The 26,962-nt window shown below is 43.4% G+C and carries 23 protein-coding genes; 14 read left to right on the top strand and 9 right to left on the bottom strand.

From position 1 onward, the window contains the following. Positions 1–236: 236 nt before the first annotated feature. Together gyrA and I6L24_RS14535 are read left to right on the top strand one after the other, a co-directional pair. Positions 237–3,218 carry a DNA gyrase subunit A gene (gyrA, locus tag I6L24_RS14540; RefSeq protein ID WP_004645707.1) on the top strand — a complete coding sequence of 994 codons (2,982 nt, stop codon included), beginning with the start codon at positions 237–239 and terminating at the stop codon, positions 3,216–3,218. A gap of 68 nt (positions 3,219–3,286) precedes the next feature. Continuing rightward, positions 3,287–3,712, top strand: a complete 426-nt coding sequence (locus I6L24_RS14535) for a DUF3887 domain-containing protein (protein ID WP_148334288.1) — start codon at positions 3,287–3,289, stop codon at positions 3,710–3,712. A 27-nt stretch (positions 3,713–3,739) separates the two neighbouring features. On the opposite strand, the gene I6L24_RS14530 is transcribed toward I6L24_RS14535, so the two are convergent. Genes I6L24_RS14530 through I6L24_RS14515 form a run of 4 tightly spaced genes read right to left on the bottom strand, consistent with a single transcriptional unit; the run spans position 3,740 to position 8,590 of the window. After that, the gene (locus I6L24_RS14530; RefSeq protein WP_114540841.1) at positions 3,740–4,840 is read right to left on the bottom strand and encodes an ABC transporter permease; all 1,101 of its coding nucleotides are present in this window, start codon (positions 4,838–4,840) and stop codon (positions 3,740–3,742) included. Continuing rightward, positions 4,837–5,967, bottom strand: a complete 1,131-nt coding sequence (locus I6L24_RS14525) for an ABC transporter permease (RefSeq protein ID WP_148334289.1) — start codon at positions 5,965–5,967, stop codon at positions 4,837–4,839. Before I6L24_RS14525 ends, I6L24_RS14530 begins: the two co-directional genes overlap by 4 nt. Beyond that, a complete protein-coding gene (locus I6L24_RS14520) occupies positions 5,967–7,097 on the bottom strand; it encodes an HlyD family secretion protein (protein WP_005252470.1) in 1,131 nt (376 codons plus the stop codon). The genes I6L24_RS14525 and I6L24_RS14520 overlap by 1 nt, the downstream gene beginning before the upstream one ends. Before the next feature lie 11 nt (positions 7,098–7,108). Next, positions 7,109–8,590: a TolC family protein gene (locus tag I6L24_RS14515; protein ID WP_148334290.1), complete on the bottom strand. Its 1,482-nt coding sequence runs from the start codon at positions 8,588–8,590 to the stop codon at positions 7,109–7,111. A gap of 360 nt (positions 8,591–8,950) precedes the next feature. Here I6L24_RS14515 and serC point away from each other — a divergent pair, with 360 nt between their 5' ends. Together serC and I6L24_RS16785 are read left to right on the top strand one after the other, a co-directional pair. After that, the gene (gene serC / locus I6L24_RS14510; protein WP_216986226.1) at positions 8,951–10,030 is read left to right on the top strand and encodes a 3-phosphoserine/phosphohydroxythreonine transaminase; all 1,080 of its coding nucleotides are present in this window, start codon (positions 8,951–8,953) and stop codon (positions 10,028–10,030) included. A 39-nt stretch (positions 10,031–10,069) separates the two neighbouring features. Beyond that, on the top strand, positions 10,070–10,201 hold the full coding sequence (locus I6L24_RS16785) for a hypothetical protein (RefSeq protein WP_005103875.1): 132 nt from the start codon (positions 10,070–10,072) through the stop codon (positions 10,199–10,201). A 410-nt stretch (positions 10,202–10,611) separates the two neighbouring features. On the opposite strand, the gene I6L24_RS14505 is transcribed toward I6L24_RS16785, so the two are convergent. Then, positions 10,612–11,544: a hypothetical protein gene (locus I6L24_RS14505; RefSeq protein WP_148334292.1), complete on the bottom strand. Its 933-nt coding sequence runs from the start codon at positions 11,542–11,544 to the stop codon at positions 10,612–10,614. Positions 11,545–11,794: 250 nt separating this feature from the next. Between I6L24_RS14505 and I6L24_RS14500 the strand changes: the two genes are divergently transcribed. Continuing rightward, entirely contained in the window at positions 11,795–12,280 is a 486-nt protein-coding gene (locus I6L24_RS14500; protein WP_171260766.1) for a YaiI/YqxD family protein, read from the top strand. A gap of 21 nt (positions 12,281–12,301) precedes the next feature. Continuing rightward, positions 12,302–13,216: a DMT family transporter gene (locus I6L24_RS14495; RefSeq protein WP_071850630.1), complete on the top strand. Its 915-nt coding sequence runs from the start codon at positions 12,302–12,304 to the stop codon at positions 13,214–13,216. A gap of 9 nt (positions 13,217–13,225) precedes the next feature. Here I6L24_RS14495 and I6L24_RS14490 read toward each other — a convergent pair whose 3' ends face one another. Beyond that, positions 13,226–13,789 carry a PilZ domain-containing protein gene (locus I6L24_RS14490; protein WP_004279140.1) on the bottom strand — a complete coding sequence of 188 codons (564 nt, stop codon included), beginning with the start codon at positions 13,787–13,789 and terminating at the stop codon, positions 13,226–13,228. A 26-nt stretch (positions 13,790–13,815) separates the two neighbouring features. On the opposite strand from I6L24_RS14490, the gene I6L24_RS14485 reads away from it, so the two are divergent. From I6L24_RS14485 to I6L24_RS14475, 3 genes are all read left to right on the top strand, one after another. Continuing rightward, positions 13,816–15,051, top strand: coding sequence for a lipoprotein-releasing ABC transporter permease subunit (locus tag I6L24_RS14485; RefSeq protein WP_004645695.1), 1,236 nt, complete (start codon positions 13,816–13,818; stop codon positions 15,049–15,051). After that, entirely contained in the window at positions 15,044–15,727 is a 684-nt protein-coding gene (gene lolD, locus I6L24_RS14480) for a lipoprotein-releasing ABC transporter ATP-binding protein LolD (RefSeq protein ID WP_004645694.1), read from the top strand. Before I6L24_RS14485 ends, lolD begins: the two co-directional genes overlap by 8 nt. Positions 15,728–15,813: 86 nt before the next feature. After that, a complete protein-coding gene (locus I6L24_RS14475; protein WP_148334294.1) occupies positions 15,814–18,276 on the top strand; it encodes a DNA internalization-related competence protein ComEC/Rec2 in 2,463 nt (820 codons plus the stop codon). On the opposite strand, the gene I6L24_RS14470 is transcribed toward I6L24_RS14475, so the two are convergent. Beyond that, positions 18,265–19,239 carry a lysophospholipid acyltransferase family protein gene (locus tag I6L24_RS14470; protein ID WP_148334295.1) on the bottom strand — a complete coding sequence of 325 codons (975 nt, stop codon included), beginning with the start codon at positions 19,237–19,239 and terminating at the stop codon, positions 18,265–18,267. The genes I6L24_RS14475 and I6L24_RS14470 overlap by 12 nt on opposite strands. Before the next feature lie 125 nt (positions 19,240–19,364). Here I6L24_RS14470 and sppA point away from each other — a divergent pair, with 125 nt between their 5' ends. Together sppA and I6L24_RS14460 are read left to right on the top strand one after the other, a co-directional pair. Further along, entirely contained in the window at positions 19,365–20,387 is a 1,023-nt protein-coding gene (sppA, locus tag I6L24_RS14465) for a signal peptide peptidase SppA (protein WP_071850628.1), read from the top strand. Next, entirely contained in the window at positions 20,384–21,187 is an 804-nt protein-coding gene (locus tag I6L24_RS14460) for an alpha/beta fold hydrolase (RefSeq protein ID WP_148334296.1), read from the top strand. The genes sppA and I6L24_RS14460 overlap by 4 nt, the downstream gene beginning before the upstream one ends. A 64-nt stretch (positions 21,188–21,251) precedes the next feature. Here the strand turns inward: I6L24_RS14460 and purN are convergent, their stop codons facing one another. Together purN and purM are read right to left on the bottom strand one after the other, a co-directional pair. After that, entirely contained in the window at positions 21,252–21,881 is a 630-nt protein-coding gene (purN, locus tag I6L24_RS14455; protein WP_005103865.1) for a phosphoribosylglycinamide formyltransferase, read from the bottom strand. 6 nt (positions 21,882–21,887) lie between these two features. Beyond that, on the bottom strand, positions 21,888–22,958 hold the full coding sequence (purM, locus tag I6L24_RS14450) for a phosphoribosylformylglycinamidine cyclo-ligase (protein WP_005103864.1): 1,071 nt from the start codon (positions 22,956–22,958) through the stop codon (positions 21,888–21,890). A 135-nt stretch (positions 22,959–23,093) separates the two neighbouring features. Between purM and cxpE the strand changes: the two genes are divergently transcribed. From cxpE to rbtA, 3 genes are all read left to right on the top strand, one after another. After that, the gene (gene cxpE / locus I6L24_RS14445) at positions 23,094–24,314 is read left to right on the top strand and encodes a chloramphenicol efflux transporter CxpE (RefSeq protein ID WP_005103863.1); all 1,221 of its coding nucleotides are present in this window, start codon (positions 23,094–23,096) and stop codon (positions 24,312–24,314) included. A gap of 14 nt (positions 24,315–24,328) precedes the next feature. Next, the gene (gene hda, locus I6L24_RS14440; protein ID WP_216986225.1) at positions 24,329–25,033 is read left to right on the top strand and encodes a DnaA regulatory inactivator Hda; all 705 of its coding nucleotides are present in this window, start codon (positions 24,329–24,331) and stop codon (positions 25,031–25,033) included. A gap of 120 nt (positions 25,034–25,153) precedes the next feature. Beyond that, a complete protein-coding gene (rbtA, locus tag I6L24_RS14435) occupies positions 25,154–26,953 on the top strand; it encodes a rhombotarget A (protein ID WP_216986224.1) in 1,800 nt (599 codons plus the stop codon). Positions 26,954–26,962 lie beyond the last annotated feature (9 nt).

Below are 26,962 nucleotides of genomic sequence, written 5' to 3'. Positions count from 1 at the left end.
TGAAAAATCCTGTCTGGATGCGCTGATTTTCGGTTTTGAAATAACAAGAAAATGATCACTAAAATGAAGATAATTAACAAGGTTAAGCTGAATATTTCGACACAAAAATACAAGTGTTTATGCTATAATTTAGGGCTGTATTTTAGTTTTTAACTCAGTCGTTTGAGTTAATGATTTTGCTAGTTTTACGACATATAAATACAAGCCAAAATTGGCTTGTAGAATAAGGAGTATGCATGAGCGTATCGGAAATTAGACCGATTGCCATTGAGGATGAACTTAAAAGCTCATATCTCGATTATGCGATGAGCGTGATTGTGTCACGTGCATTGCCCGATGTACGAGATGGTTTAAAACCTGTTCATCGTCGTGTGCTTTTCGCAATGCACGAATTAGGCAATGACTATAACAAAGCTTATAAAAAGTCTGCACGTGTAGTCGGTGACGTCATCGGTAAATATCACCCGCATGGTGATTCTGCCGTATACGAAACCATTGTACGTATGGCGCAAGATTTCAGCTTGCGTTACCAATTGGTTGATGGTCAAGGTAACTTCGGTTCGGTCGATGGCGATAGCGCAGCAGCCATGCGTTATACCGAAGTGCGTATGCGTAAACTGACCCACGAACTGTTAGCGGATCTTGAAAAAGATACCGTCGAGTGGGAAGACAACTATGATGGCTCTGAGCGTATTCCTCAAGTCATGCCAACCCGTGTTCCGAACTTATTGATTAATGGTGTCACTGGTATTGCAGTTGGTATGGCGACCAATATGGCGCCGCATAACATGACTGAAGTTGTGAATGCGTGTCTGGCCTATGCCAATGATCCTCAAATCAGCATTGAAGGATTGATGGAACATATTTCTGGTCCGGATTTCCCGACAGGCGGCATCATTTACGGTAAATCAGGTATCGTCGATGCATACCGTACCGGTAAGGGCCGCTTGCATATCCGTGGTAAATACCATTTCGAAGAAGATCCGAAGAATGGCCGCACCACGATTGTCTTCACTGAAATTCCATATCAGGTTAATAAAGCAAAAACCATTGAGCGTATTGCTGAACTGGTTAAAGAGAAAAAACTGGAAGGTATTTCAGAGCTTCGTGACGAGTCTGACAAAGACGGTATGCGTATCGCGATTGACCTGAAGCGCGGTGAAAACGCTGAAGTGATCGTGAACAACCTGTTCCAGAACACGCAACTTGAAAACTCTTTCAGCATCAACATGGTTTGTCTGGACAATGGCCAACCAAAATTGATGAACCTGAAAGACATCATTGCCGCGTTTATCCGTCACCGTCAGGAAGTGGTCACGCGTCGTACTATGTTCGAATTACGCAAAGCGCGTGAACGTGGTCATATCTTGGAAGGTTTAACCGTTGCCCTGGCGAATATTGATGCCATCATCGAAACCATCAAGAGTTCTGCGAATCCGGCTGAAGCGCGTGAGCGTTTGCAGGCAGGTGAGTGGGCTGGTGGCGGTGTTTTGGCCTTGCTGGAAAAAGCCGGTTCAGTTTCTGTACGCCCAGATGAGATTGAAGGTGAAGACCCAAGTCGCCCGTTTGGTTTGGATGGCGAGATTTATCGTCTGTCACCAACCCAAGTGAATGCGATTATGGAACTTCGCTTACACCGTTTAACTGGTCTGGAACAAGACAAGTTACATGCGGAATATAGTGAAATTCTGTCACAAATTGCTGAATTGACTGCCATTTTAAATGACTTTAATCTGTTGATGAACGTGATTCGTGAAGAGCTTGCACTGATCCTTCAGCAATATGGCGATGCACGTAAAACGTCGATTGTCGAGTCACGTATCGATTTCTCTCGTGAAGATCTGATTCCTGAAGAGCAAATGGTTCTGACGGTATCGAAATCAGGTTATGCAAAAACTCAACCATTGTCTGACTACGCTGCACAGCGTCGTGGTGGTCGTGGTAAGTCTGCGACTAGCATGAAAGAAGATGATTACATTCAACATCTGATTGTGACTTCAAGTCATGCGACAGTACTTTGTTTTACCAACGTTGGTAAGGTCTATCGTCTGAAAGTGTATGAAGTGCCGCAAGCATCACGTGGTGCCAAAGGCCGCCCAATGGTGAACTTGCTGCCACTGGATGAAAACGAGACCATTACTGCGATCTTGCCTGTCATTGACGCGCCGAAGAAATTTAAAGAACGTCTGGCTGACTTCAAGGCATTTGTAAAAGCCAATGCAGCGCAGTTGCAAGCCAATGAAGTGATCAATGCTCATTTTGCCGAGCTTGAAGCTGCCCTGACTGAATCTGAAGATGGTGCGGATGATATTTCTGATGCATTGCGTATTCAATTGAAACAGTTGGGCTTGGAGCTTTCTGCAACAGACCTTGATGATGACATTATCAATGACTTTGCTCAGCAGGCTGAAGCGGTACGTAAAAACTTCTATGTGTTTATGGCGACTGAATACGGTACGATTAAACGTGTAGAGCTTGAACAGTTCTCAAATGTTCGTTCAAACGGTTTACGTGCGATTGAGCTGAATGGCGATGATACCTTGATTGGTGTAGCGATTACTGATGGCGAACAGCAAATCATGTTGTTCTCGAACGAAGGTAAAGCCATTCGCTTCGCAGAGACTGATGTACGTTCAATGGGCCGTTCTGCCAAAGGTGTACGTGGTATGCGCGTGACTATTGGTGCAGCTGCACAGCTAGAAGAAAATGATGAAACTGAGATCGAGTCTGATGACGAAGATGGTTCAGATTCAGCATTGATTAGCCGAATCGTATCACTGGTTGTTGTACCTGAAACTGGCGAAGTACTGTGTGCATCTGAAAATGGTTATGGTAAACGTACTCCAGTAGATGATTTCCCGACCAAGAAACGTGGCGGTAAGGGCGTGATTGCGATCAAGACCTCTGAACGTAACGGTCAATTGGTGGGCGCTGTTGCCATCGATGCTTCTAAAGAACTGATGCTAATCTCTGATGGCGGTACGCTGGTTCGTACCCGTGCATCTGAAGTAGCGCAAACCGGTCGTAACGCACAGGGTGTTCGTCTGATCCGCCTAGGTAATGAGGAATTGCTGGTTGGTGTCGTTTCAATCGAAGCGGTTGAAGAAGATGAGTTTGTTGAAGCGATTGAAGGTGCAGAATCTTTAGTAGCAGAAACAGATGTAGCAGCTGAAACTGAGCAAGTTGCAAAAGATGGTGAAAATTCAGTAGAAGAATAAGTTTTTTACTGATAAAAAGGGCGCTTCGGCGTCCTTTTTTATAAACCTTGACTGCATAAGGGTAAGCGATGAAAACCAAATTAATGTTGTTGGCAGCAGCGGTTGCATTGACTGGCTGTAATTCAATGGACAATATTCCGAATCCGAGTCCTGAACAGGAAAAGGCGGCACAGCTGGCTTATGAGGATTTGCGTGACGGGAAATATGAGGAATTTCTGGATCAGTTAGAACCGCAGTTGCAAACCCAGTTTAAGGATAATGAAAAGCTGATGAAACGCTTTTCACGTTCAATTCCTCAAGGTGAATACAAGTCTAAGACTTTAATGACCAAAGAGATTGAAGAAGCAATCAATCAGCCTGGACAATATAAGGTCAGTTATGAAATTGCCTATCCGGAGAATCTGGTTCAGTATGATGTGAGTTTTGATAAGCCGAATGGTAGCAACAAGATTCGTAATTTCAATATTCAGGTCTTTGGCGAGTCAAATAAATAAGTGGAATAGGAGCATTACTATAATGCTCTATCTGCTTTGATGACTAGAAATTAAACGTCGATAAGCCAGGAAAAAGCACAAGCTGCCGATCATTCCAAGATAAAGCAATTTAGGCAAGACCAGTGCGGTAGGTACACCCATCTGATTGAGTTGAATAAACATCTGCACAATTTGGGTGGAAGGCAGGATTTCACCAATGACTTGCATCCAGATGGGCATGGCAGCATGTGGCCAGGCCGCACCAGATAAAAAGAACAGTGGAATGGAAGTGAATACAATCACATGACCCGCACGTTCTGGCAGATCCAGAAAACTGGCAAATAGGCAGGTCATGCCAATTATCGTGTAGATAAAAACCGGAACAGCCAGTAGCATCCCGAGCAGGTTGCCACCGCGCGGATAATCAAATAACCAGAAGCTAAAGCCGAATAAATAGAAACATCCCAGACAACCAATGGTGAAGACCGCTAAACACATCCCAATCAATGCATTTGTGTTTAATTCTATTTTTCTTTCCTGATGTACTAAAATCAGCATACTCAAACCCAAAAGAATGGTTTGGTGGATAATTAAAGGTGCAACCGCAGGAAAGACATAGCTGCCATAGCCGGACAGTGGATTAAATAAAGGAATTTGATGTACAGAAAGGGCCGGTGAAAAATCCGAGACCTCGCCAAAGCGTTCAGCATAATCTGCCAAAGTTTGCTCAACTGATGTGGCTAAGCCCAGACCAATTTGTTTGGTCACTAAAAAGTTGGCTGTACTTAAATACAGTCCAATGCCACCTGTTTCACCATGCCTTAAGCTTTGCGATAAATTGTCCGGCAGCAGTAAAATGCCATCGGCTTTTTGTGACTCCACCCATTGTTTGGCTTCGGCGAAATTGCCGGTAATTGCCTCAATTTCCACATTGGGGCTTTGTGCCACCTGACCAATAATGCGGGTACTTAAGCTACTTTGTTCTTCATCGACAATAATAATCGGTAAGGCTTCAGCCTGCTGTGCCTGATAAGCGGTTGGATAAAAAAAGCTGTAAAATAAGACGGATAGAATAAGCGTGGTAAAGATCGTGCCGTGACTGACAATATCCTTGAAGCTTTGCAGATAGTAAAACCAGAGGGATTTCATTGGACTGCTCCTTTAGCTATTTTTTTAAGAAACAGATAAGCCAGCAGAGCGTAGACTAGGGCATAGATCAGCAGCATTAATCCAGCTTGCAGTGAAATATGCAATGGACTACCAATCACCCATTGTTCAGTTTGTAATTTGGCATAGGGCGTAAACGGAATAATATTGGACCAAAACTGGGTGAATAGGGGCGCATTATTTAAAGGTAAAGTCACACCGGCAAAACTTAAAGATGAACCGCCATAGACCGCAATGATGCCAAAAGATTTACTTAAATCTTTGGTCGCCAGAACCACTGCACTGCTTAAAAATGCATAGGCGCTATATAGCAGAAATTGTGCCGATAGAATCAGAGCGAGCGAGCCGGCAACAAACCAGCCGCGAATTTCAATCAGCCAGAACATCCAGGCCCAAGTCCACACACTAAAAATAGCCACATAGACCAGGTTCTTAGACAGTAATGCCATCCAGATGGATGAGTTGCTAATCCAGCTTATTAAGGTCTGTCGCTTCAGTTCCTGACCGACGGAAAATGCCACACAACAACACAGCAGTAAATGCAGAATTGCCGGAATGACATAGGGTTCCAGATAGAATTCATAATTCAGTTGTGGATTATACAGCGGCGATATTTTGATATGCGGCGACGGTGCTTCGAGAGAAGGCAGCCGGTTGCCCAGATATTGCTGTCCGCTAAATTCAGCGAGTGCTTGCAGGGTACTAACCAGCATGGCAGACGAAATGGTATTTCCAATACTGAAATAACTCTGGTTAAAAGCAATACTGATGTCAGCATCCTGGGCACGAACCAGACGTTGCTCGGCACCGCTTGGAATATGGATATAACCCCAAATTTTATTTTGATTTAACAGGCGCTCAATTTCAGCTGTTTGTTCCGACACCGTAGCAATTTTAAGAGTATGATTCAGCGCCACATGTTGATAAATGCTTTGACTCAGCGCACTCTGGTCTTGATCAATAATCGCAATCGGTAAATGATCCGATTTCCCTTGAGCAAACATGCTGCTGAATAAAATAATCACCAGTGCAGGTGCCAGCGTGACCAGACACAGATCCCATTTTTCGCTGAGCAGATAGCGCAGTTCGCGCCATATACCCGTCCACATTATCGGGTCTCTTTCAGTTTAAATAACACGCTCATCCCGACTTTCAGTTCAGAAATCGCTGGTGTGGGTACAAGATGCAGCTTAAAACTGCGCACATCATAACCGCCGGTTTGACGTGTGGTCTTAATGGTGGCAAATTCACCTTCAGCACTGATCTGTCTAATTTGAAAAGTGGCGGTTTTATCTAGGGCGGGAATATAACCTTCAATACTGCTCATTTTCTGAAATGGGGCATATTGGTCTTCACGAATATTCAGGCTCACCCACATTTGATCTTCAATCAGGCTAACCACAGGGACTGCGGTGGCTACCAGCTCCGAGACTTTGCCATAGGTTTTAGACACCGTTCCGTTTACAGGTGCTACTAATTGGGTTTCTGCTTCTAAAGCATTGGCTTCATCCAGCGCAGCCTGGGCAATATCTACTTGTGCATCGGCAGAACTCTTTTGCTGCGAGGTGCTGCCACGTTTGGCACGTGCGTATTGCTGATACGCTGCTTCTGTCATTTGCGCCGCTGATTGACTGGCTGCATACAATTCATCACGGCGCTGGCGTGAAATCACACCTTCCTTCAATAAATTTGCACCACGCTCATAAGAAACTTTGGCTAAATTTTGCTGTGCTTTCAGCGATTGCCAGTTGGCATACAGACTGGCGATATTTTCTTCCTGCGAGCCACGTTCAGCAGTCGATTGTAAGGCCAGCGCAGATTGTAAAGCCGCTGCGGCTTGCTGTTTTTTGGCCTGAATTTCCGGGCTGTTTAAGCGCACCAGTACATCGCCTTTTTTGACCCGCTGACCTTCTTCTACATAGATTTCTTCAATACGGCTTGGCACTTTGGTCGCCACCTGAACTGTTTCAGCTTCTACACGACCCTGCAATTCAAGCGGAGCCGGTTGGTAGCTTTTCCACAATCCAAAAGCGATGACTGCCAGCAGAACTGGAATCAGGGCGAGCAATAAATATTTTTTCTTTTTAGCGATTTCAGGAGCTTGTTGTTGCTCGGTCGAAGTCGTCGCGTTGTTTTCTATTTCAGTTTTTGTTTCTACCTGTTGCGCAGGCGATTTTTCTGTATCGCTGGATGAAGCCACTTCATTCACAGGATCATTGGGTTTTTGATCTTCGTTCATGTTCGGCTCCATTAGCGAATATAGTGGGTGTTGGCATGTTGAATGTAGGTTGGAAATTCTGCAATCGAGCCATGGCTTTGTAATAGTGTGGCCAGTGACATCACATATTTGTAAGCATTCAAGGCAGTTTCAGCTCGTAGTCCGCTCAGCATATTTTGTGCATCGATGACCTGTGTGGCGGTGCCCGTATCTTCTTTAAAAGACAATTCTTGGATGCGTAAATTTTCCTGTGCGGCTTTCAAGTTTTGTGCCAGAAGTACATCACTTTGCTGTGCACTAAGTGCTTCGCTATAAGATTTATAAATCAGATTTTCAATTTCCTGCTGGGTGCGTGCAGTAAGCAGTTCTGTTGCAGAGCGTTTGAGTTCGGCAGCCTGAATATTCTTGTTTTTATCGATCCCGGAAAACAGGTTATAGCGTGCGGCAACCCCGACAATCCAGTTTTCATTTTGATCCAGACTATATTCGCCAAAAGCAAATACATTTGGTTTTTTCGCTGCTTGCTGGGCTTTCACATTGGCTTGGGCCAATTGGGTATCCAGCTGCATTTTTTGAATCAGCGCAGAGTTCTGACTAAAAGTTTTTAGCAGATGATTTAAGGCCTGTGGCTCGGTTTTATTGACAAATAAAGGCGTCGAAAGCTCAGTGATGCTACTTTCCTGAAGCAGATTATTCAGCTGGAACAGCGCAGCATTCAAATTGGCCTGCGTATTTTGCTGGCTGCGCTCGGCATTATTACGTGCCACTTCAAATTGCATACGCTGGCCTTTACTGATAAAACCTTGCTGTTCCATTTTTAAGGCATTGCGATAATGCTGCTGCATGGCATTCAGATTAAACAGCGCAGCTGCATGCAATTGTTTTTGGAGCTGCACATTAAAATAACTTTGAATCAGTTCAAAACGCTGCGTATCTTGCTGCTGTTTGTTGCTGAGCTGACTACGACCGACCTGAATATTGGCAATTTCTTTGGCACTACGGGTGAGGCCTCCAGTATATATTGGCATAATCACGGAAACAGTGGGGCGAATCACCTGATCTTCAAGGATGACATTAGACGTATCCGGAATCAGACCAACTCCGCTATGAATAGTATTGTTAAGTCCATCACGCAGTGGATCGGTAATACCTGCAGGTAGATCCACGCCATTACTGGCCTCCCACTCATTAAGCCGGCCATTCACGCCTTGAGAGAGTGAATTCTCCAGATTATTTTTAAATTGCTTTAATGGAATATCGACTTCACTGTGAAAGGCATAGGCACGAACATTCAGGTCGACACGTGGCAGACCTACGCCTTTTACTGCTTCAGCTTCAAGTTTTGAAGCCTGTTCCAGACTTTGATAGGCTTGGCTGCTATAAGAATTTTGCAACAACTGACGTGCAGCATCCTGAAAGCTGATGCTCTGCGCATGAGCAAAGCTGCCATACATCATCGATGCAAGCAGATTTAAACCCCAGACAAGCTGTCTTTTATTTTTCTTTAAGTTCATAAAGTCGCTAAACTGATTTAAAGCCGGTGATGTTATCCGGCTAGTATAAATCAAAGGTATGCCAATAGAGCTACTATAAAGTTATAGTATTGTTTCTTTTACATCTGTATTTCAAATACTTATCGGCTGTTTTTGAGAGAGTATCCAGAATTAAAAAGTGGCTTAATCTTGAATATTTTCAATTGTGAGTGCAAAGATGATAAAAACAGCAGGCTAAAATACTGGTCAATTTATCTTGTGAATCTACATTGATTTTTTGACTCTATCTTGACTCATAGATTGAAATAATTTTGTGCAAGACCCTGCCAGATATGGTTAAATGCCATCATTTTATTGTGTTTCACTCTGAAAGGAAAAATCATGCGCGCGTACAACTTCTGTGCTGGTCCTGCTGCATTACCGACTGCCGTACTTGAAAAAGCTCAAGCTGAAATGCTTGACTGGCATGGCAAAGGTCTTTCGATCATGGAAATGAGCCACCGTAGTTCCGACTATGTTGCCATGGCTGAAAAAGCGGAAGCAGACCTGCGCAAACTCATGAATATTCCTGAGAACTACAAAGTATTGTTCTTGCAGGGTGGGGCATCACTACAGTTCTCGGCAATTCCATTGAACTTGCTTGGCAAAAACAACAAAGCAGACTATATCGATACCGGCATCTGGTCTGAAAAAGCTTTGAAAGAAGCGCAACGTTATGGCGATATCAATGTTGTAAAAGCGGGTATCCAAATTGATGGTAAATATGCGATCAGTGCACAAAGCGAATGGAACCTGTCTGCTGATGCAGCTTATGTGCATTATGCCGATAATGAAACCATTGGCGGTCTGCAATTTGCTTCAATTCCTGAAACAGATAAGCCATTAATGTGCGATTATTCATCTAGCATTTTATCTGCACCCTTAGACGTCTCTAAATTTGGTTTGATCTATGCGGGCGCGCAAAAGAATATCGGGCCTGCTGGCTTAACGCTGGTGATCATTCGCGAAGATTTACTCGATCAAGCCAAGCCTGAAATTCCAAGCATCTTGAAATATTCAGATCAAGCGAAAAACGGTTCAATGGTCAACACACCATCAACTTATGCATGGTACTTGTCTGGTCTGGTGTTTGAATGGTTGCTGGAAAATGGCGGTGTAGATGCCATGCACAAGGTGAACCTTGAAAAAGCTAACCTGCTTTATGGTTATATCGATCAAAGCGATTTCTATGCGAATCCGATTGCAAAAGCAAATCGTTCGATCATGAACGTACCATTTACCTTGGCCAATGCTGATCTTGAGAAACAGTTCCTGAAAGAAGCCGAAACACAACATTTATTGAATCTTGCCGGTCACCGTTCAGTGGGCGGTATGCGCGCAAGTATTTATAATGCCGTGCCTTTAGAGGGCGTGCAGGCATTGGTGAACTTTATGGATGACTTTGCCAAACGCAATGGTTAATTCCTGAAACGAAAAAACCCAGCACAGGCTGGGTTTTTTATGAATACAATAATTTTAGAAAATAAAAGTATGCAGGATGAATCCGCAGATCAGCATCCCCAACATGAAAAAAAGGCAGGACATCATATCAATATTATAGCGGGAGCTAAGATGATGCTCGACCTGTTGTAATGTTTCTTCTTGCACGATTTTCATAGATATTTATTGTCCGATCTATTTATCGTTAATACTAATTTGTTGTGAGTATTTTTATCATAAAAAATTGATTAAATAAAGTACATTTTTAATTAAAGAGCATAAATTTTCATTTTATTTAAATATCAGATTTGCACGACATCAGATTATTTATATGAGAAATCAAATGCTTATTTTTACAAGGTTTTTAAGGTTATTTTAAATATTTAAAATGAATTCATTTGAATTTAAAAATGTGGATAACTTGGTTTTTAATGACTTTAAATAGATTATTAAGCCAGAAAATATGTATAAAAAATAATCAAAAATTAAAATGACAAATAAGGATATAGATGGATTAAAAGAAGATACCCATCAAAATGAATATCTTCTGTATATGTTTGAACTTAGGCCACTTTTCTATAAATATTGGCCTGAATCCACAAGTTGCCACGAATATACTGACCAATCTGGAAGTTTTTGTACTGGTCATTCCGCGTTGCAATCCGGATCAAGGTCGCAGGCTGGTCTTCATCATGAATCAGGGTGACATCATACAGGGTATAGTCCTGACCCATAAATTGCATGGTGGTTTTACCGACAATATTGCCCTGGAACCAGGCTTCATCTTCCTGACCCATGGTTTCGCCGTATAGATAAGCCACCATTTTAGAAAAATCTACGGTGACAGGTTCTTTATCTTCTTCGCACTGCGGCTGCCAGGCATCAATCTGTTCCTGCAAATTATCCGGCGCTACACCATTATTGGCAGCCAGAATATCATTCAAGGCACGGTGGTGCTTGATCGAAGCCGGATCATCAACCACCAGATGCTCATGATCTGCGACCGCTTCAAGTTCATAGGCCCAGCCATTCAGATTCACCACATAGGACTGGTCTTTTTCATAATGCGGGTGATTGACGCTATACAGGCTATCGAAAGCGTAAATAATATTGTTAGCACCCAGATTCAAGCGCAATACAGCCTGAGTATTGGATTTACAGCTAATAATCCGGTCAATCGTGGCTTTCACCTGATAAGGACTGTCAAAGCACGGAAATGCAGTTTTTACCGCTTGAGGTTTGTTGTTTTCAACGGCAATCACTTGACTCAACTGTACCGCAGCTTTGCTCGGTCCCTGAATCAGCCAAGTCTCTGCATCCATATCACATTCTTGTGTACAAAGGCCCATCGGCATGATTGGTTCATCAAGAGCTTTGCCTAACCACTGTGGAACATCTGTGCCAGGGTTGTCGGTGAGCAAGGTCCAATGTTCGACATGACTACCGAAATTTTGATCATCAATGGTGATGATCTCTGGGCTATTCTGATTTTTCATATGCACAATTGATCTTGGATGATGTATTTATAGTTAATCGAGGGTCATTGCGATTTTTCAAGTCAATCGAATGAATTTTAAAATTAAAATGCCAGTCAAATGAAGTCAATTTTTTTTCTCGCGTGAATCATGCCAGTTTTACCGGGCACATACTTTTTAAGATACAGATGACAGATGCAATGAAAATGGAGCGATTTAATCATCAACCTGATCACTGCAATTTGCTAGAATAACCATGATTTATACCTTAATGGGAAGCCCTGTGTTGCCATTCAAACTTTGGGTCGATGCCGATGCATTGCCCCGTATTCTGCGAGATGTGATTATTCGTGCTTCGGATCGCTATCAGCTAGAAGTCACTTTTGTTGCCAACCAACCAGTCGGAATAACTCCTTCGATCAGAATTAATTCAATTCAGGTGATGAGTGGGGCGGATGCTGCAGATAAAGAGATTATTCTGCGCATGAAAGAGCATGATATTGTCATGACCCAAGATATTCCCCTGGCGGCAGAAGTGATTGAAAAAGGCGGAATTGCGATTCATCCCCGTGGTGAAATTTATACTACGGCCAATGTCAAAGCGCGCTTACATCTGCGCGATTTTATGGACAGCTTACGCGGAGCGGGCGTGCAAACGGGCGGTCCGCCACCGATTTCAGAACGGGATAAACGCGAATTTTCCAGCGCACTCGATCAGACCATCCAAAAACAAAAACGTAAAACTTCCGCGCTTTAAGCCTTATTCAGAGTGACTCGCATGCCCACACAAACCAATATGATTGCCACCTATCTTTTATTGGTTTTTATCTGGGCGACGACACCGCTAGCTATTGTCTGGAGTGTGACGGATTTGCATCCGCTCTGGGCTTTGGCATTGCGTTTCTTTTTGGCTTTGCCTTTTGCATTTGCCTTGTTGTGGCTATTTAAAACCCGTTTTCCCTTAGATAAATTATCCATGCACAGTTACCTGGCTGGCGCATGCAGTTTTATCGGCTCACAGATTTTCACTTATCTGGCCACGGATTATCTGAGTTCAGGCGTTATTGCCCTGATGTTCGGACTGGCGCCGATTATTACCGGTTTAATTGGCCGTTTTGTATTTCAGCTTAAGCTCTATCCTTCGCAGTGGGGTGGTATGGCGATTGCCTTGCTGGGTCTGGGCATTATCTGTGTCGGTGGCAAAGATCAGCATATTCAGCCGATTGGCATAGGCCTGATGTTGCTCAGTGTTTTTATTTACTGTGTTTCGATGTTCTGGGTGAAAAAAGTTAATGCACCTCTCGAACCTATGGCACAAGCGGCCGGTTCTATTGCTGTTTCAGCGGTCATGGCCTGTACCATGTTGCTATTTATCTGGCAATTTGCACCGACCCAGATTCCGCAGGCTAAATCGCTGATTGGACTCAGTTATGCTGTAATCATGGCTTCCCTGATTGCGATGTTCTGTTATTTTAAACTGGTGCAGAAAATCAAGGCGACCACTTTGTCATTGACCACCGTATTGACGCCGATGCTGGCCTTATTTGTCGGGGTGATTCTGAATGATGAAAAATTATCGGGTGGAGCAGTCTTTGGCGTCGTTATCTTACTGGCTGGTTTGTTGTTATATTTTTCCAGAGAAATTAAAGCGAGCTATAACGCTCGCCTTTCATCACCCAGCAGCACTGACTAAAGCAGTAATTTAAACAAAGTGAGCCTTGACGCATTCACCCAGTTTGACCCGGTCTTGGGGATGCATGGTAATAAAATATGCACCAGTCCGATATTTGCCATTTTCTTCTTCGCGACTGTAGGCCACCTGAGCGGTTGCTGCAATATGGAAGAAATTTTCCGGATGACTCAAAGTCACGTGCAGATAGGTGCCTTCAGCGATAGGGCGCTCATTAAAGAAACTAAAACCGGTTTCTGAAAAGTTCACTTGCTCTGGTACAGGTAACATGCTTTGTACAATTGCGTCATACAAAGAACCGGTAATAAGGTTTAACTTTTGATTAAATAAGGATAAGATTCGAGCAATTTGTTGATCTTTTTCAGATAATTGTTCTAATTCGTAGTTAACCGCATGATCAAATTGATCTAGTTCTGCAAGTAGTAGAAAATAGCGGGGCAAGACGAAGTTAGGATCGTAAGGATCATTCAAGGCAACATCATCGGAAATAATCTGATAATTAATTCGTAAGGCAGCATCGATTCGAGACATGACGCGTCTTTCCGTAAATCCGTTTGGATGCTGTACATTTTCCATAATTTATTACCTCGGACTAGATGGTTATGTTCAAACCAATCTCGCTGTATATAGGGTTGAAATATACTCGCGCACGGCGTAGTAACCACTTCATTTCTTTTATCGCGTTGGTCTCAATGATCGGCCTCACACTCGGTGTGGCAGTCCTCATTACAGTGTTGTCTGTGATGAATGGTTTTGACCGAGAGTTAAAGAATCGTGTCTTAGGAATGATACCTCAAGCGACTGTTTCCTCAACACAAATTTTAACAAATTGGCCAGAACTTGCAAAGCAAATTGAAGGGCATGAGCATGTTCAGGGAGTCGCACCTTTTACTCAATTACAAGGCATGCTGACCGCACAGGGTCAGGTCGCCGGCATTATGGTCAGCGGGATTGAACCCGAGTATGAGAAAAAAGTTTCAATTATACAAAACCATATGGTTGAGGGCAGTATCGACAGCCTGAAAAAAGGTGAATTTGGTATTGTTTTGGGCAAGCAAATGACCGATGCCATGGGTGTGGGTTTAAATGACAATATTACTCTGGTTTTGCCAGAAGCCACCCCATCACCAGCTGGTGTCGTCCCGCGTTTCAAGCGTTTTAAAGTGGTGGGAATCTTCAGTATTGGTGCTGAAGTTGACTCGATGATGGGTTATATCGCTTTAAATGATGCCTCGACCTTGCTGCGTCTACCGGATGGTGCGCAGGGTGTGCGTATGAAGCTGGATGATATTTTCCTGGCACCACAAGTGTCTCAGGAAATTGTGCGTGATTTGCCGGGGAATTTCTATGCTTCGGACTGGACTTATACCCATGGTAATCTGTTCAGCGCGATTCAGATGGAAAAAGCCATGGTCAGCCTGCTTTTATTCCTGATCGTTCTAGTCGCGGCATTTAATATTGTGTCTTCACTGGTGATGGTGGTGACGGATAAAAAATCGGACATTGCCATTTTAAGGACTTTGGGGGCTTCACCTGCCACCATTACCAAAATCTTTATGGTGCAAGGTACCGTGATTGGGGTGATTGGAACTTGTGCAGGGGCCATCCTCGGGATTATTGCGGCAACCAGTATCAGTAGCTTTATTGGCTGGCTCAACAATACTTTAGGCCTGAATATGTTTGATGCCTATTTTATTAACTACTTACCTTCGTATCTGCGCTGGCAGGATGTCTTGGTGATTGTAGGCTTGTCACTGGCACTCAGTTTTGTCGCGACAATTTATCCGGCTTTACGTGCAGCAAAAATTCAACCGGCAGAGGCTTTGCGTTATGAGTAATCTGATTTTAGATGCCCAGAATATTCACAAATCCTTTACCGATGGCAAGGCCACTGTCGATGTGATTCGCGGCTTGTCGCTACAGGTAAAAGCAGGTGAGTTTGTTTCGATTGTAGGTTCAAGTGGTTCAGGCAAAAGTACCTTATTACATGTTTTGGGTGGATTGGATCGCCCGACGTCAGGTCAGGTCATGGTGAATGGCCGCCGTTTTGATACCTTGTCTGAAGCAGAACGCGGTTATGTGCGGAATGAGCATTTGGGCTTTGTTTATCAGTTTCATCACCTGTTGCCAGAATTTACGGCACTGGAAAATGTGGCCATGCCGCTGATGTTACGCGACAACATGAAGTTTAAGGAAGCCAAACAGCAGGCCGAATATTTGCTGGAACGTGTTGGTCTTTCGCATCGTCTGACTCACAAGCCGGGTGAATTATCCGGAGGTGAGCGTCAGCGTGTAGCTTTGGCGCGTGCAGTGGTCGGTAAACCTAAACTGATGATGGCCGATGAACCGACCGGAAATCTAGACCGCAAGACTGCAGCAAAGATTTTTGAACTGCTGACCGAATTGCAACGTGAGTTCAATATGGCGATGCTGATTGTGACGCATGATGAACAGCTAGCCCATGCAGCAGATCGGATTTTACATATGCAGGATGGTCTCTGGATTGAACCATAAATAACGAGAATATTCGCATTTGATTGAAGCTCACTCCGGTGGGCTTTATTATTGGGCAAAATAATAACAAGATAGAATAAGATTCAATGTTGCAGTGGCTATGTATTGGCTGGATTTTAGGCCTTGCCTGTATGGGGAAAAATTTCCTGTCTGTTCAACTGAGCGGGACGGCAGTTTTGATCGTTGCGCTGTTGTGGTATCTGTGTGGCCATAAATTAAAGTTCATCTTGAATACACCGCTGCGAAGCTTGTTGATCACTGGGTCCGGCCTACTTTTAGGGCTGTTTTTAGGCCACGCTTATGCCAATCTGCAATTGACTGAACGTTTATCCAAGCGAGAGCACGAGGTCTCTGAAAAAGAAATCGTGGTGTATATCAAAGAGCTGAATAAACTGGGCGATCAGAATATCCAGCAAGCCCTGCATGTGCTTAACCCTGATGGCACTACAGTCAAATGGATGGGTTTTCTGCCAGTTTCAGATCCTGTCACCTCTAGTTTGGTAAATGATAAAACTAAACAGCAGACTCTTAAACTAGGACATTATTATTTATTGCAAGGCCAGATTCGACCTAACCATAGTTATGCGACACCGGGTGCTTTTGATGCAGAAAAGTGGGCATTGCAGCAAAATGTCATGGCCGGGTTTAGGATTAAACATATCCAAGAATTGCAACCGCAACAACTCTATGCACTAGGTCATGCTAAATATCTACGTCAGCAGCAAAATTTGAATCAGAGATTTTTGCTTTGGGTAGAACAACAGCGACTGGCCTTAAGAGAGTTTGTGGCCAGACAGCCGGTACAGCAGAAAGGCTTGTTACTGGCTCTATTAAGCGGTGATGAAAGTCTATTGGATCAAGCGACGGAGCAGCAATTCCAACGTTTTGGCATGAGCCATTTACTGGCGATTTCCGGACCGCATGTGCTGATCTTTGCCTTTATTATTTGTGGAGCGTTGCAATATCTGATTTCAAGGTACGCACCGCAGATTTATCTGAAATGGCCAAGGCAGTATTTTTTGAGCCTGCCTTTTTTATTATGTGTACTGTTGTATTGTGCCTTCGTCGGTTTTGAGATTCCGGCGCTACGCACTTTACTGATTTGTGTGATTGTAACTTTAACCTTACTGCTCAGGCAAAGTGTGCAGCCATTAAAACTGCTGATTTTAAGTGCTGCCTTATTGTTGCTCTTTGATCCTTTTAGCATTTTGTCGGCCGCATTCTGGCTGTCTTATGGAGCCTGTTTTGTGTTGCTGCGAATCTATCAAACCATTCAGCAGCAACCGCATCAAACAATACAAACAGCATTACAACGGCTGTATTTTGCAATGAAAGTTTTAGTGGAGTCGCAGTGGAAAATTTTTCTGGCCCTGTTTCCCTTAATGATGTTGTTTTTTAAGCAGGTGGCTTGGATTACCCCGCTAAGCAACCTGGTGGCTATCCCGTGGATTGGCCTGCTGATAGTTCCCGTAGATATTCTGGCGGCTTTATTATTTTTCATTTCTGAACCACTTTCGAGTCTGTTGTTTCAGCTCAATGATATTTTTATTCATATACTGCTGGCATTTTTGAATCTGCTTGATCGGCTGTTTGCACCGCAACTGATTCCTGTGGCCATGAATGTCTGGATGATTGCTCTATGTATTTTGGGCTTATTAATTGTCTTTTTGCCGCGTGGCTTAGTGCCCAAAAGCTGGACAGCACTTGCCTGTTTACCACTGTACATTCCTCAACTTAATCAGCATGCATTTCAGCTGTCTGTTCTGGATGTCGGGCAGGGACAGGCCATCTTCATTCGGGAAGGGCAAAAGAGCATGATGATCGATATGGGCGGTTATTATAATGAAGAAAAATTCAGTATTGGTCGGCAAGTGATTATGCCATTTTTGTCTGTGCAAGGTGTTGGAGAACTGGATCAACTGATTTTGACCCATCTGGATCAGGACCATAGCGGTGCATATCACAGCATTAAAGATCAACTAAACATCCGACAAGTGTCATCCAATCAGATGCCTGAAACAGCTGCTTCTTCAAGTTTTCAGTTTTGTTATGCAGGACAGCAATGGCAATGGTCTGAGACGATTAACTTTAAAATTCTGGCACCTCGGCAGCAGCAGTTAAATACGCCAAACTTCAATAAAAACGACCGCTCTTGTGTGATATATCTGCAAGTTAAAAATGCCGGACCGTATCAAAACTTTTTACTGATGGGGGATGCGGGTTGGGAAACTGAATATCAGCTGCTTCAAGATTATCCGGAACTTAAAGTCGATGTGCTGGTACTCGGCCATCATGGCAGTCAGCACAGTTCAGCTTATCAATTTTTAGAAGTTTTGCGGCCTAAATTGACGATTGCCTCGGCTGGAAAATTTAACCGCTATGGCCATCCAAGCCAATTGACTCAGCAACGGTTAAAAGCTCTTAATATTCCATTATTGACCACGGCAGAACAGGGGAGTGTGCACTTTCAGCAACAAGGCTTAAAACTGGTACTTTCTGCCGAACGACATGAATGGCAGTGGTTGTATCGTCAGCCTTTAAGTGACTGATTCCAGTATGGACGAAACTTCATGTAGTTCTTGTGTTTTCAACGCATTTACTTTGTCCAGGGCTTGTTCATGCTCAAGTTTATAGAGATTTCCTAAGTCTTGATGCGCATTAAAGCGTTTATAACTCCAGTGATAATGTTCCGGATGACGACGAATTAAATTTTCAATACTATTGATAATGACTTGCGTGCCTTGATTAGCATTGCCATTATAAATTTTTTCATCAACTGCTTCGATAAAGATATCAAATCCATCATCAGTATTACGCAAGGCATATAAAAACAGGGCACGCGCTTTGGTCTTTTGAATCAGTTTGGCACTCAAATTACTCGTGGCCAAAGGCACACCGAAATATGGAATATATTCACCACCGATATTCGGGGTATGATCCGGCAGGATGACCGTAGTGCCACCTTGTTTTAAGGCTTTAAAAATCTGACGGACGCCAGATTCATCGGTCGGCACCAGATGCGCCTGTTCACGACTACGGGCGGCCCGTACAAATTGATCTGCAGCCTGATTTTTCACAGGTTTGTACATAATGGTCATTGAGGTGAACTGGGCAATATAGGCATTCATAATTTCCCAGGTACCAAAATGCGGCACGATTAACACGAGGCCTTTATTTTGTGCAATGGCATCATGAAGTAGATCTTCGCCAATAACGCGATGAACGCGTTTAAGATTTTTCTGATTGCTTGAGCCCCAAATAGTAAAGAACTCGAAATATGACATTAATTCATTGCGAACCGCAGCACGGTTAATCTGTTCACGTTCCTGATTAGACAGTTCTGAAAGACTGATTTCAAGGTTGAGACGAATGACTTCCGAAGTTTTAGTGACTTTAAAACTGTTCACAATAAAGGCCAGAATACGGGCCATCCAGCGAGAAACCGGAAGCGGTTGGCGGCTAATGTATTTGAGTAATCCGTAAGCTGAATTCCGTGAGCCCTGTTTCGTCATTGATTTCGTCTAAGTACAAAAAAAGAGAACAAAATTTATTATAGGCGAAAACGTTTTGTTTAGACAGAATTACCCGATTCAGTGTATATAATGGATTCAATATAAATCAATTTATTGGATTATTTATGTCCGATTGGCCACCAAAACCTGAAAATCAAATACAAAATACGCAACAGCCAGTTCAACCGACTGGTCCGGAATGGAAACTGCTGGAAAAAGCAGTTTTAGCTTCTGTTGAAGAACAGCGCCGTGCGCGCCGTTGGGGGATTTTCTTTAAATTTCTGACTTTTGCTTATCTGCTTGTGGTGATTCTGGCGTTAGGCAAAAGCTGTAGTTCAGTTTCTTCGGATGCTAGTGCTGGTGCGGGTTCTCATATTGCAGTCGTGGATATTGTGGGTACGATTGCAGCCGACAAGCAGAGTGTCAACAGTAGCAATACCATCAAATCATTGAAAAAAGCCTTTGAAAATAAACAAAGCAAAGCAGTGGTACTAAATATCAACTCACCTGGCGGTTCACCGGTACAGTCGGATGAGATCTGGCAGGAAATTCAGTATCTGAAAAAACAGCATCCTGGGAAAAAACTGTATGCCGTGATTGGCGATACGGGGGCTTCAGGTGCTTATTATATTGCTTCAGCCGCGGATGAAATTATTGTCAATCCATCGAGTCTGGTTGGTTCAATTGGGGTAATCATGCCGAATTATGGTGTGACTAATCTATTGCAAAAGTTAGGCGTTGAAGATCGCACCATGACTTCAGGTGAAAATAAAGCTCTGTTGTCTATGACTCAGCCTGTTGATCCTGCACAAAAAGCCCATGTACAGGGTGTGCTAGATAATGTGCATGGTCACTTTATTAATGCAGTGAAACAGGGGCGTGGTAATAAATTGAAATCTAATGATCCTGCCATTTTCTCTGGTTTGTTCTGGACCGGTGATCAGGCGGTGAAATTAGGAATTGCGGATCGTATCGGTAGCTTAAATACTTTGAAACGTGAACTGAAAACTGAAAAAGCGTTGAATTACACCATTGAATATAGTCCATTTGAATCAGTCTTGGGTCGTATGGGTTCATCGATTGGGGATGGAATTGCTTCTTCGGTTGCACAGAAGCTTCAGTCAGAAAATAGCACGACACTGCAATGAAACCATTGATTCATTTCGCGCACGCCAATGGCGTGCCATCCAAAGTCTATCAAAAGCTGTTTGATGGATTGCAAGATCATTACGATATTATCTATGTGCCGCTTTTGGGGCCGGATAAACGTTATCCGGTTGATAACCACTGGAAAAGCCTGACCCAGCAAGTGATTGACAGTATTGTGCGCCAGTCACATGGGCGACCTGTCATTGGTCTGGGGCATTCTTTGGGGTCCGTGTTAACTCTGCAAGCGGCTTTGCAGCGTCCGGAACTATTTTCACAAATGATCATGCTGGACCCGCCGATGATTATGGGCAAAGAAGCCTTTGCCTTGCATATTGCCAAGACTTTGCGCTTAAAAGCTTTGGATAAAATGTCTCCGGCCGGTCTGTCCAAACGCCGTCGTGACTATTGGGATTCACGTGAACAGGCAGCGGAATTGTTGCGCCCTAAAGGTTTTTATCAGGATTTTGATGCAGATTGTTTCCAGGCTTATATTGACCATGCCTTGCAGGAGGATCCTATCCGGGGTGGAGTAGAACTCACTATCCCTAAAAGGGATGAGGTCGCAGTCTTTAGAACCAATCCGTCGCTATGGTGGTTGCTTCAGGTAAAACCAAAAATTCCTGTGCATCTGGTCGTTGCCGAGAAAGGTCCATTTCTGGCCCGCAAGTTCCCGCAGCAAGTGCAAAAGAAGTTTGGTATTCCTTTTACCGTAGTCGATGGCGGGCATATGTTCCCATTGGAACAACCTGATCAAGTCGCGAGCTTGGTAAAGCAATTGATTCAGCAACAGTCTGCCTGAGTCATCGAATGTATTGGAAATAAAAAAACGCATCCGAGGATGCGTTTTTTATTTCTAAACTTTTTTAAAACTTGCAGAATTGAACAGGCGCTTGCATTTTCTCATTTCGATACAGCACACCATCTTCAGTATGTTGAATCGTTCCGCTACAAATCCATTCTACAACTTGTGGATAGATCACATGTTCGAGGGTATGCACACGTGTTGCCAAGCTTTCTACCGTATCGTGGTGAGAAACCTTGAGAACACCTTGAGCAAGCGCTTGCCCTGCATCCAGCTCAGCCGTAACATAATGCACTGTACAGCCATGCAGAACATCACCGGTATTGAGTACACGTTGATGCGTATGCATGCCTTTATAATGAGGCAATAGGGAAGGATGAATGTTCAACATTTTCCCTTCCCAGGCTTTCACAAACTTTTCACTTAAAATTCGCATAAAGCCGGCAAGTACCACCAGATCTACATCCCAGTCCGAAAGCTGTTGATGCATGACATCATCAAAAGCTTCACGATTCGGATATTGCTTGTGTTCAATAACTGCAGTCTGAATGTCTGCCTGTTGTGCACGCGTTAAAGCAAAGGCTTCAGGTTTATTGGAAATTACGCCCACAATTTGCCCTGAAAGATTGGCATCAATCAAGGCTTGCAGATTTGATCCACTACCTGAAACAAGTACAGCAATTTTAATCATGCGAAATTACGCAAAGATCACACGAATTTTTTCGTCTGCACCTGCAACTGATTCAGCATTGTCTTGAATCTGACCCATCGCCCATGCATTTTCGCCAAGCTGGTTAAGTAGTTCAACAGTTTTGTCTGCATCAGCTGCATCAACAACCAGCACCATGCCGACGCCACAGTTGAAAGTACGGTACATTTCAAACTGTTCTACGCCGCCTTCACGTTGTAGAAGCTTGAATAGCTCAGGCCATTCCCAAGAAGATTCATTTACCAACGCTTGAGCACCGTTTGGAAGTACGCGAGGTAAGTTGCCTGGTAAACCACCACCAGTGATGTGTGCCATCGCATGCACATCAACGTGTTTTAACAGTTCAAGAATTGGTTTCACATAAATGCGTGTTGGTTCCATTGCAGCATCTGCAAGTGGGCGACCATCCACGATTTGATTTAGATCAACGTTTTTCACGTCTAAAATTTTACGAAGCAGTGAGTAGCCGTTTGAGTGCGCACCTGAAGAAGCTACACCAATTAAAACGTCACCCGCTTTGACTTTAGAGCCATCAATAATTTTGCTTTGCTCAACAACACCGACACAGAAACCTGCAAGATCGTAATCTTCGCCTTCATACATGCCTGGCATTTCAGCAGTTTCACCGCCAACTAATGCACAGCCAGCAAGTTCACAACCAGCGCCAATACCAGTGACTACATTTGCAGCAACATCAACATTTAAGTGACCAGTTGCATAATAATCAAGGAAGAACAGTGGCTCAGCACCACAGACAAGAAGGTCATTCACGCACATTGCAACCAGGTCTTGACCAATTGTGTCATGACGGTTCAAATTCAGTGCCAGACGTAATTTTGTACCAACACCATCTGTGCCAGATACGAGAACAGGTTCTTCATAACCTTTAGGAATTTTACAAAGTGCACCAAAGCCACCTAGACCGCCCATAACTTCGGGACGTGAGGTACGCTTAGCGACAGATTTGATACGATCGACTAACGCGTCGCCCGCCTCAATGTCGACACCTGCATCTTTGTAGCTTAAACCAGTGTTTGGGGTAGAAGTTGAGTTGCTCATAATGAAGTCTCCGCATTCGCGGGTGCGATTATAACCTGAATATGTAAAACTCTTATGGTATTTGTGGCCTAAAATGCTATCTTTATTAAAATATTTTAATTTTTAGAATGATTAATAGAGAAAAGGCAAGATTCTATGGTCGATCGTACTTTACGGCGCATTCTTATACTTGCTGGTATAGCATTGATACTTTGGGTTTTATATCTGCTTAAACCAGTTGTAGTTCCTTTTGTTGCAGCTTTTCTAATTGCTTATTTATTTAGCCCCTTGGTTAATGTTTTGCACCGCATTGGGCTGGCTCGATGGCTCTCGATCAGTATCGTATTTATCGGGATTGGGATCGTGGTTACATTGGTGATGTGGTATCTGGTGCCACTAGTCTGGCAGCAGCTGATGTATGCGCGTGATAGCATTCCGGCCGGGATTCACTGGATCAATTACACGTTCCTACCTTGGCTTTCTGATAGCTTTAATCTGGTTCCGATGGAGATCGATACTGACCAGATTTCCTCAGTAGTAATGGACTATGTCCAGACCAATTATAGTGCTGACAGTATTCAGGCAATGCTGCTGAAACTGGCACAATCTGGTCTGAACTTTATCCAGATTGGTGGCACGATTGTCCTGATTCCGATTATTGCCTTTTATTTCTTGCTGGATTGGGATCGTATGCTGGACAGCTTACGCCGCCTGATTCCCCGTCCTTATGAAAAAACAACCTTAAATATTGTGAGTGAATGTCATAGTGTCTTAGGTGCCTTTGTCAAAGGTCAGTTCCTGGTCATGGTTCTGTTGGGCGTGGTTTATGCAGTGGGACTGCAACTGATTGGCCTGGAGATTGGCTTGATCATCGGGATGATTGCCGGATTGTGCAGTATCATTCCGTATCTTGGTTTTGCGGTTGGAATTATTGCCGCAGTCATTGCAACCTTTTTCCAATTTGGAATCGACTGGTGGCAGCTGGTACTGGTGGGGATTGTATTCATGGTGGGTCAGGCCGTCGAAGGCTATATTCTGCAACCGTTCTTGCTAGGTGATAAAATCGGTCTTTCTCCTGTAGCTGTAGTGTTTGCAGTTCTGGCAGGTGCACAACTGGCCGGTTTCTTGGGCATGCTGATTGCCTTACCGGTGGCAGCCGTGATTGTGGTACTGCTGCGGCATATCCGTGAGTATTATGAACATACGCCATTTTATGGTGATCGGGCTGTTATCATACAAGATGCCTCTACCGGTTCAATCAATATTGAAACAGCAGACTTAGATGTTGATATTGAAATGAAAAAGCCACAGAAAAAACCGCTGCAAGCAGAGGAGAACTCAAGTAAAATTCACGATCCACATCGTAAAGACTCATAAGGCCACAAAATCATATGCGTCAATTGCAGTTAGATATAGAACCTCAGCTCGATGCCCGAATCAGTGATTTTTCAGGGCCGGGTTGGGGGCATGTCATTGATGCTGTCCGTCAATTACATGCAGGCCTGATCAACCAATTTTATGTCTATGGGGGAGCCGGTACAGGTAAAAGTCATTTGTTGTCTGCCATCTGTGACTCTTATCTGGAAGTAGGTAAATCTGCAATTCAGGTATCTTTGCTTGAGCTTTTAGATGCACCGACTGAGGCGATTACTTCTCTAGATCGTTTTGATCTGGTAGCACTTGATGATATCGAAGCGATTAGTGGCGTACCCCATTGGCAACGCGCAGTATTTCACTTGATTAATTATAATAATGAAGGTGGTGGGCAGTTGGTGTTTTCGTCACGTTTTGCACCTATCGAACTCAAACTCGAATTGCCAGATTTACAATCCCGTCTCACGCAGGCGGTCAGTACCCGTGTTCCGAGTGGCAGTTTGTATGCTGATCGCTATGCGCTGGTTTCCTCGGTACTCGCTCGTCGTGGGATCCATTTAGACCCTCAAATCTTTGACTATTTACTCAGCCATGGGCCACATCAAACTTCAGTGCTGCTTCAAAGATTAGAGCAGATTATTCAACTACTTAAAGGGGAAAAGTTAAAAGTTAGCAATGCTAATTTGCGGCAGATATATGCCTTGATTGACGAATATCGGTAAATCATAAAAATTCTTGAGTAATTACTCAGTCTATGACACAGTAAGGCAAAATAATTCGCTGTTGCAAGGATTCTGCAACTTTAGAAGAAAAAGAAAGAAATAAAAATTAAGGAGAAGGTTATGCTCAAGAAGAGCATAGGCATAGCTTTGCTATGTATAGCGGGGCAGTCGTATAGTGCAGATATTATTGTAACCACTACAGAAGATATTGAAAAAGATGACAAGGACTGTTCACTTCGAGAAGCTGTTGAGTATGTTAACCGTGGCTTAGCTAAATCAGGTTTTATGGGGTGTGGTGGGGAGAACTCATCCAGTACCATTATTTTAAAAGAAAAAAATACCTATGTGTTGAACCAGCATATCGCGATTAAAAAATCTCTTACCATCCGTGCGGTCGCAGAAAGTGATGGCGAATTCAGTACGGATGAAAAAGCATTAGGCTTGCATAATGCTCATATTCAAATGAAAGGTACTGATAACCTTTTCCGGATCAACAGTACAGATACATTGGTTCAGTTAAATTTGAAAGAACTGGATCTTGAAGGCTGTGGTAAAACCAGTTGTGCTGAACAAGGTGGCCTAATTTATAATAAAGGTCAGCTAATTCTAGAATATAACCGTCTATTTAATGCTGCTGCCAACTTGGGTGGGGCAATTTATAATGCTGGCAAGTTTGGTCAGAACTTAACAAGCCGTGCACAAATTAAAAATAGTCTGATCGAAAATAATAAAGCCCAACGAGGCGGGATCCTGTATAGCGAGCTACCTGCTTTCCTCATTTATCAAAGTGTACTTAAAAATAATCAGACACTGGATAATTCCGCGACCAATATTTATAGCGCGGGACAGTTTGCTGACTCCAGTAAAGATCAAGGTATTAGTGGGGAGGTATTAAGTAGTACGATACTAAAAAATAAGGGTGTATTTATTAATGTCCTGGACGGGATGGGATTGAATAATCTCACCATAGTTGACAATGAAAATACTGCTTTAAATATCCATGCACCGTATGGAAGAGCTTATGTAGCGAATAGTATTATTTTAAGAAATGGTACACAGGATTGCCAAATTATCACTGGTGATAAGTCTGTGTCGCAAAATAATCTGCTGACAGCCTCGTGTGGTGTAGGGGATGCCGTCGCGCCGAACCAGTTCTGGAATGGTACACGACTTTTTGCTGAATCCTCAGATAAAAGTGAAGGTATTTGTCAGACCCTACAAGAAAATAATAATGCCATACTTTGTCCATATAGCGTTCCTAAAGGACAATTTCTCGGTTATATGCGCCCACGAATTTTGTTGAACTATATCCTTGTGAGTGAATCACCGATTGTGAATAGAGGCACAGGATTGAGTTTAGCAAATCCAACGGTAGCATGTGAAGCGGCAGATCAGCGCGGGATCAACCGTTTGATGGATAATCTGTTTTGTGATCGTGGTGCTGTTGAAATCACGATACCAATCTCAGGCAGTCTGGTGGGACAAGATCTGTTAAAGGGTGAAATTGCCAAGTTTTCAATTGAATCTTATCTGGGAGATAGTGATTTAATTCCAAAAGAACAGTGTAATGCCATTGTTGGTCAGAATCCGACGGGGGAGCCTTGGCAAGATGGCTGTTTGAAAGTGGTACAAACCAAAACAGCTTCCAAGGGTAAAACAATCATCGATATTCATGGCAATGTCGTTTATACCCCGGATTCTACCTGGCATGGAGCAGATATTTTCGAACTACAAGTGGTGACCTCATCGACACGGTTTAATAAAAGTAAACCTTATTTGACTATTACTACTCAAATTGTTCAGGAGCCAAAAAATGAAATGGAAGACAAAGCAGTCAAAACTTCAGGCGGCTCATGGGGTGGTGGTGGGCTACTGATTTTACTCGGATTAATAGGTTTACGCCGTGGATTAAAAGATTAAGGAAAAATC

Origin of the sequence: Acinetobacter lwoffii (genome assembly GCF_019048525.1) — a bacterium.
In the GTDB taxonomy this organism is placed as follows: Bacteria; Pseudomonadota; Gammaproteobacteria; order Pseudomonadales; family Moraxellaceae; genus Acinetobacter; species Acinetobacter lwoffii_K.
Note: the sequence above shows the minus strand (reverse complement) of the source record. Positions and strands in the feature narration are given on the sequence as shown.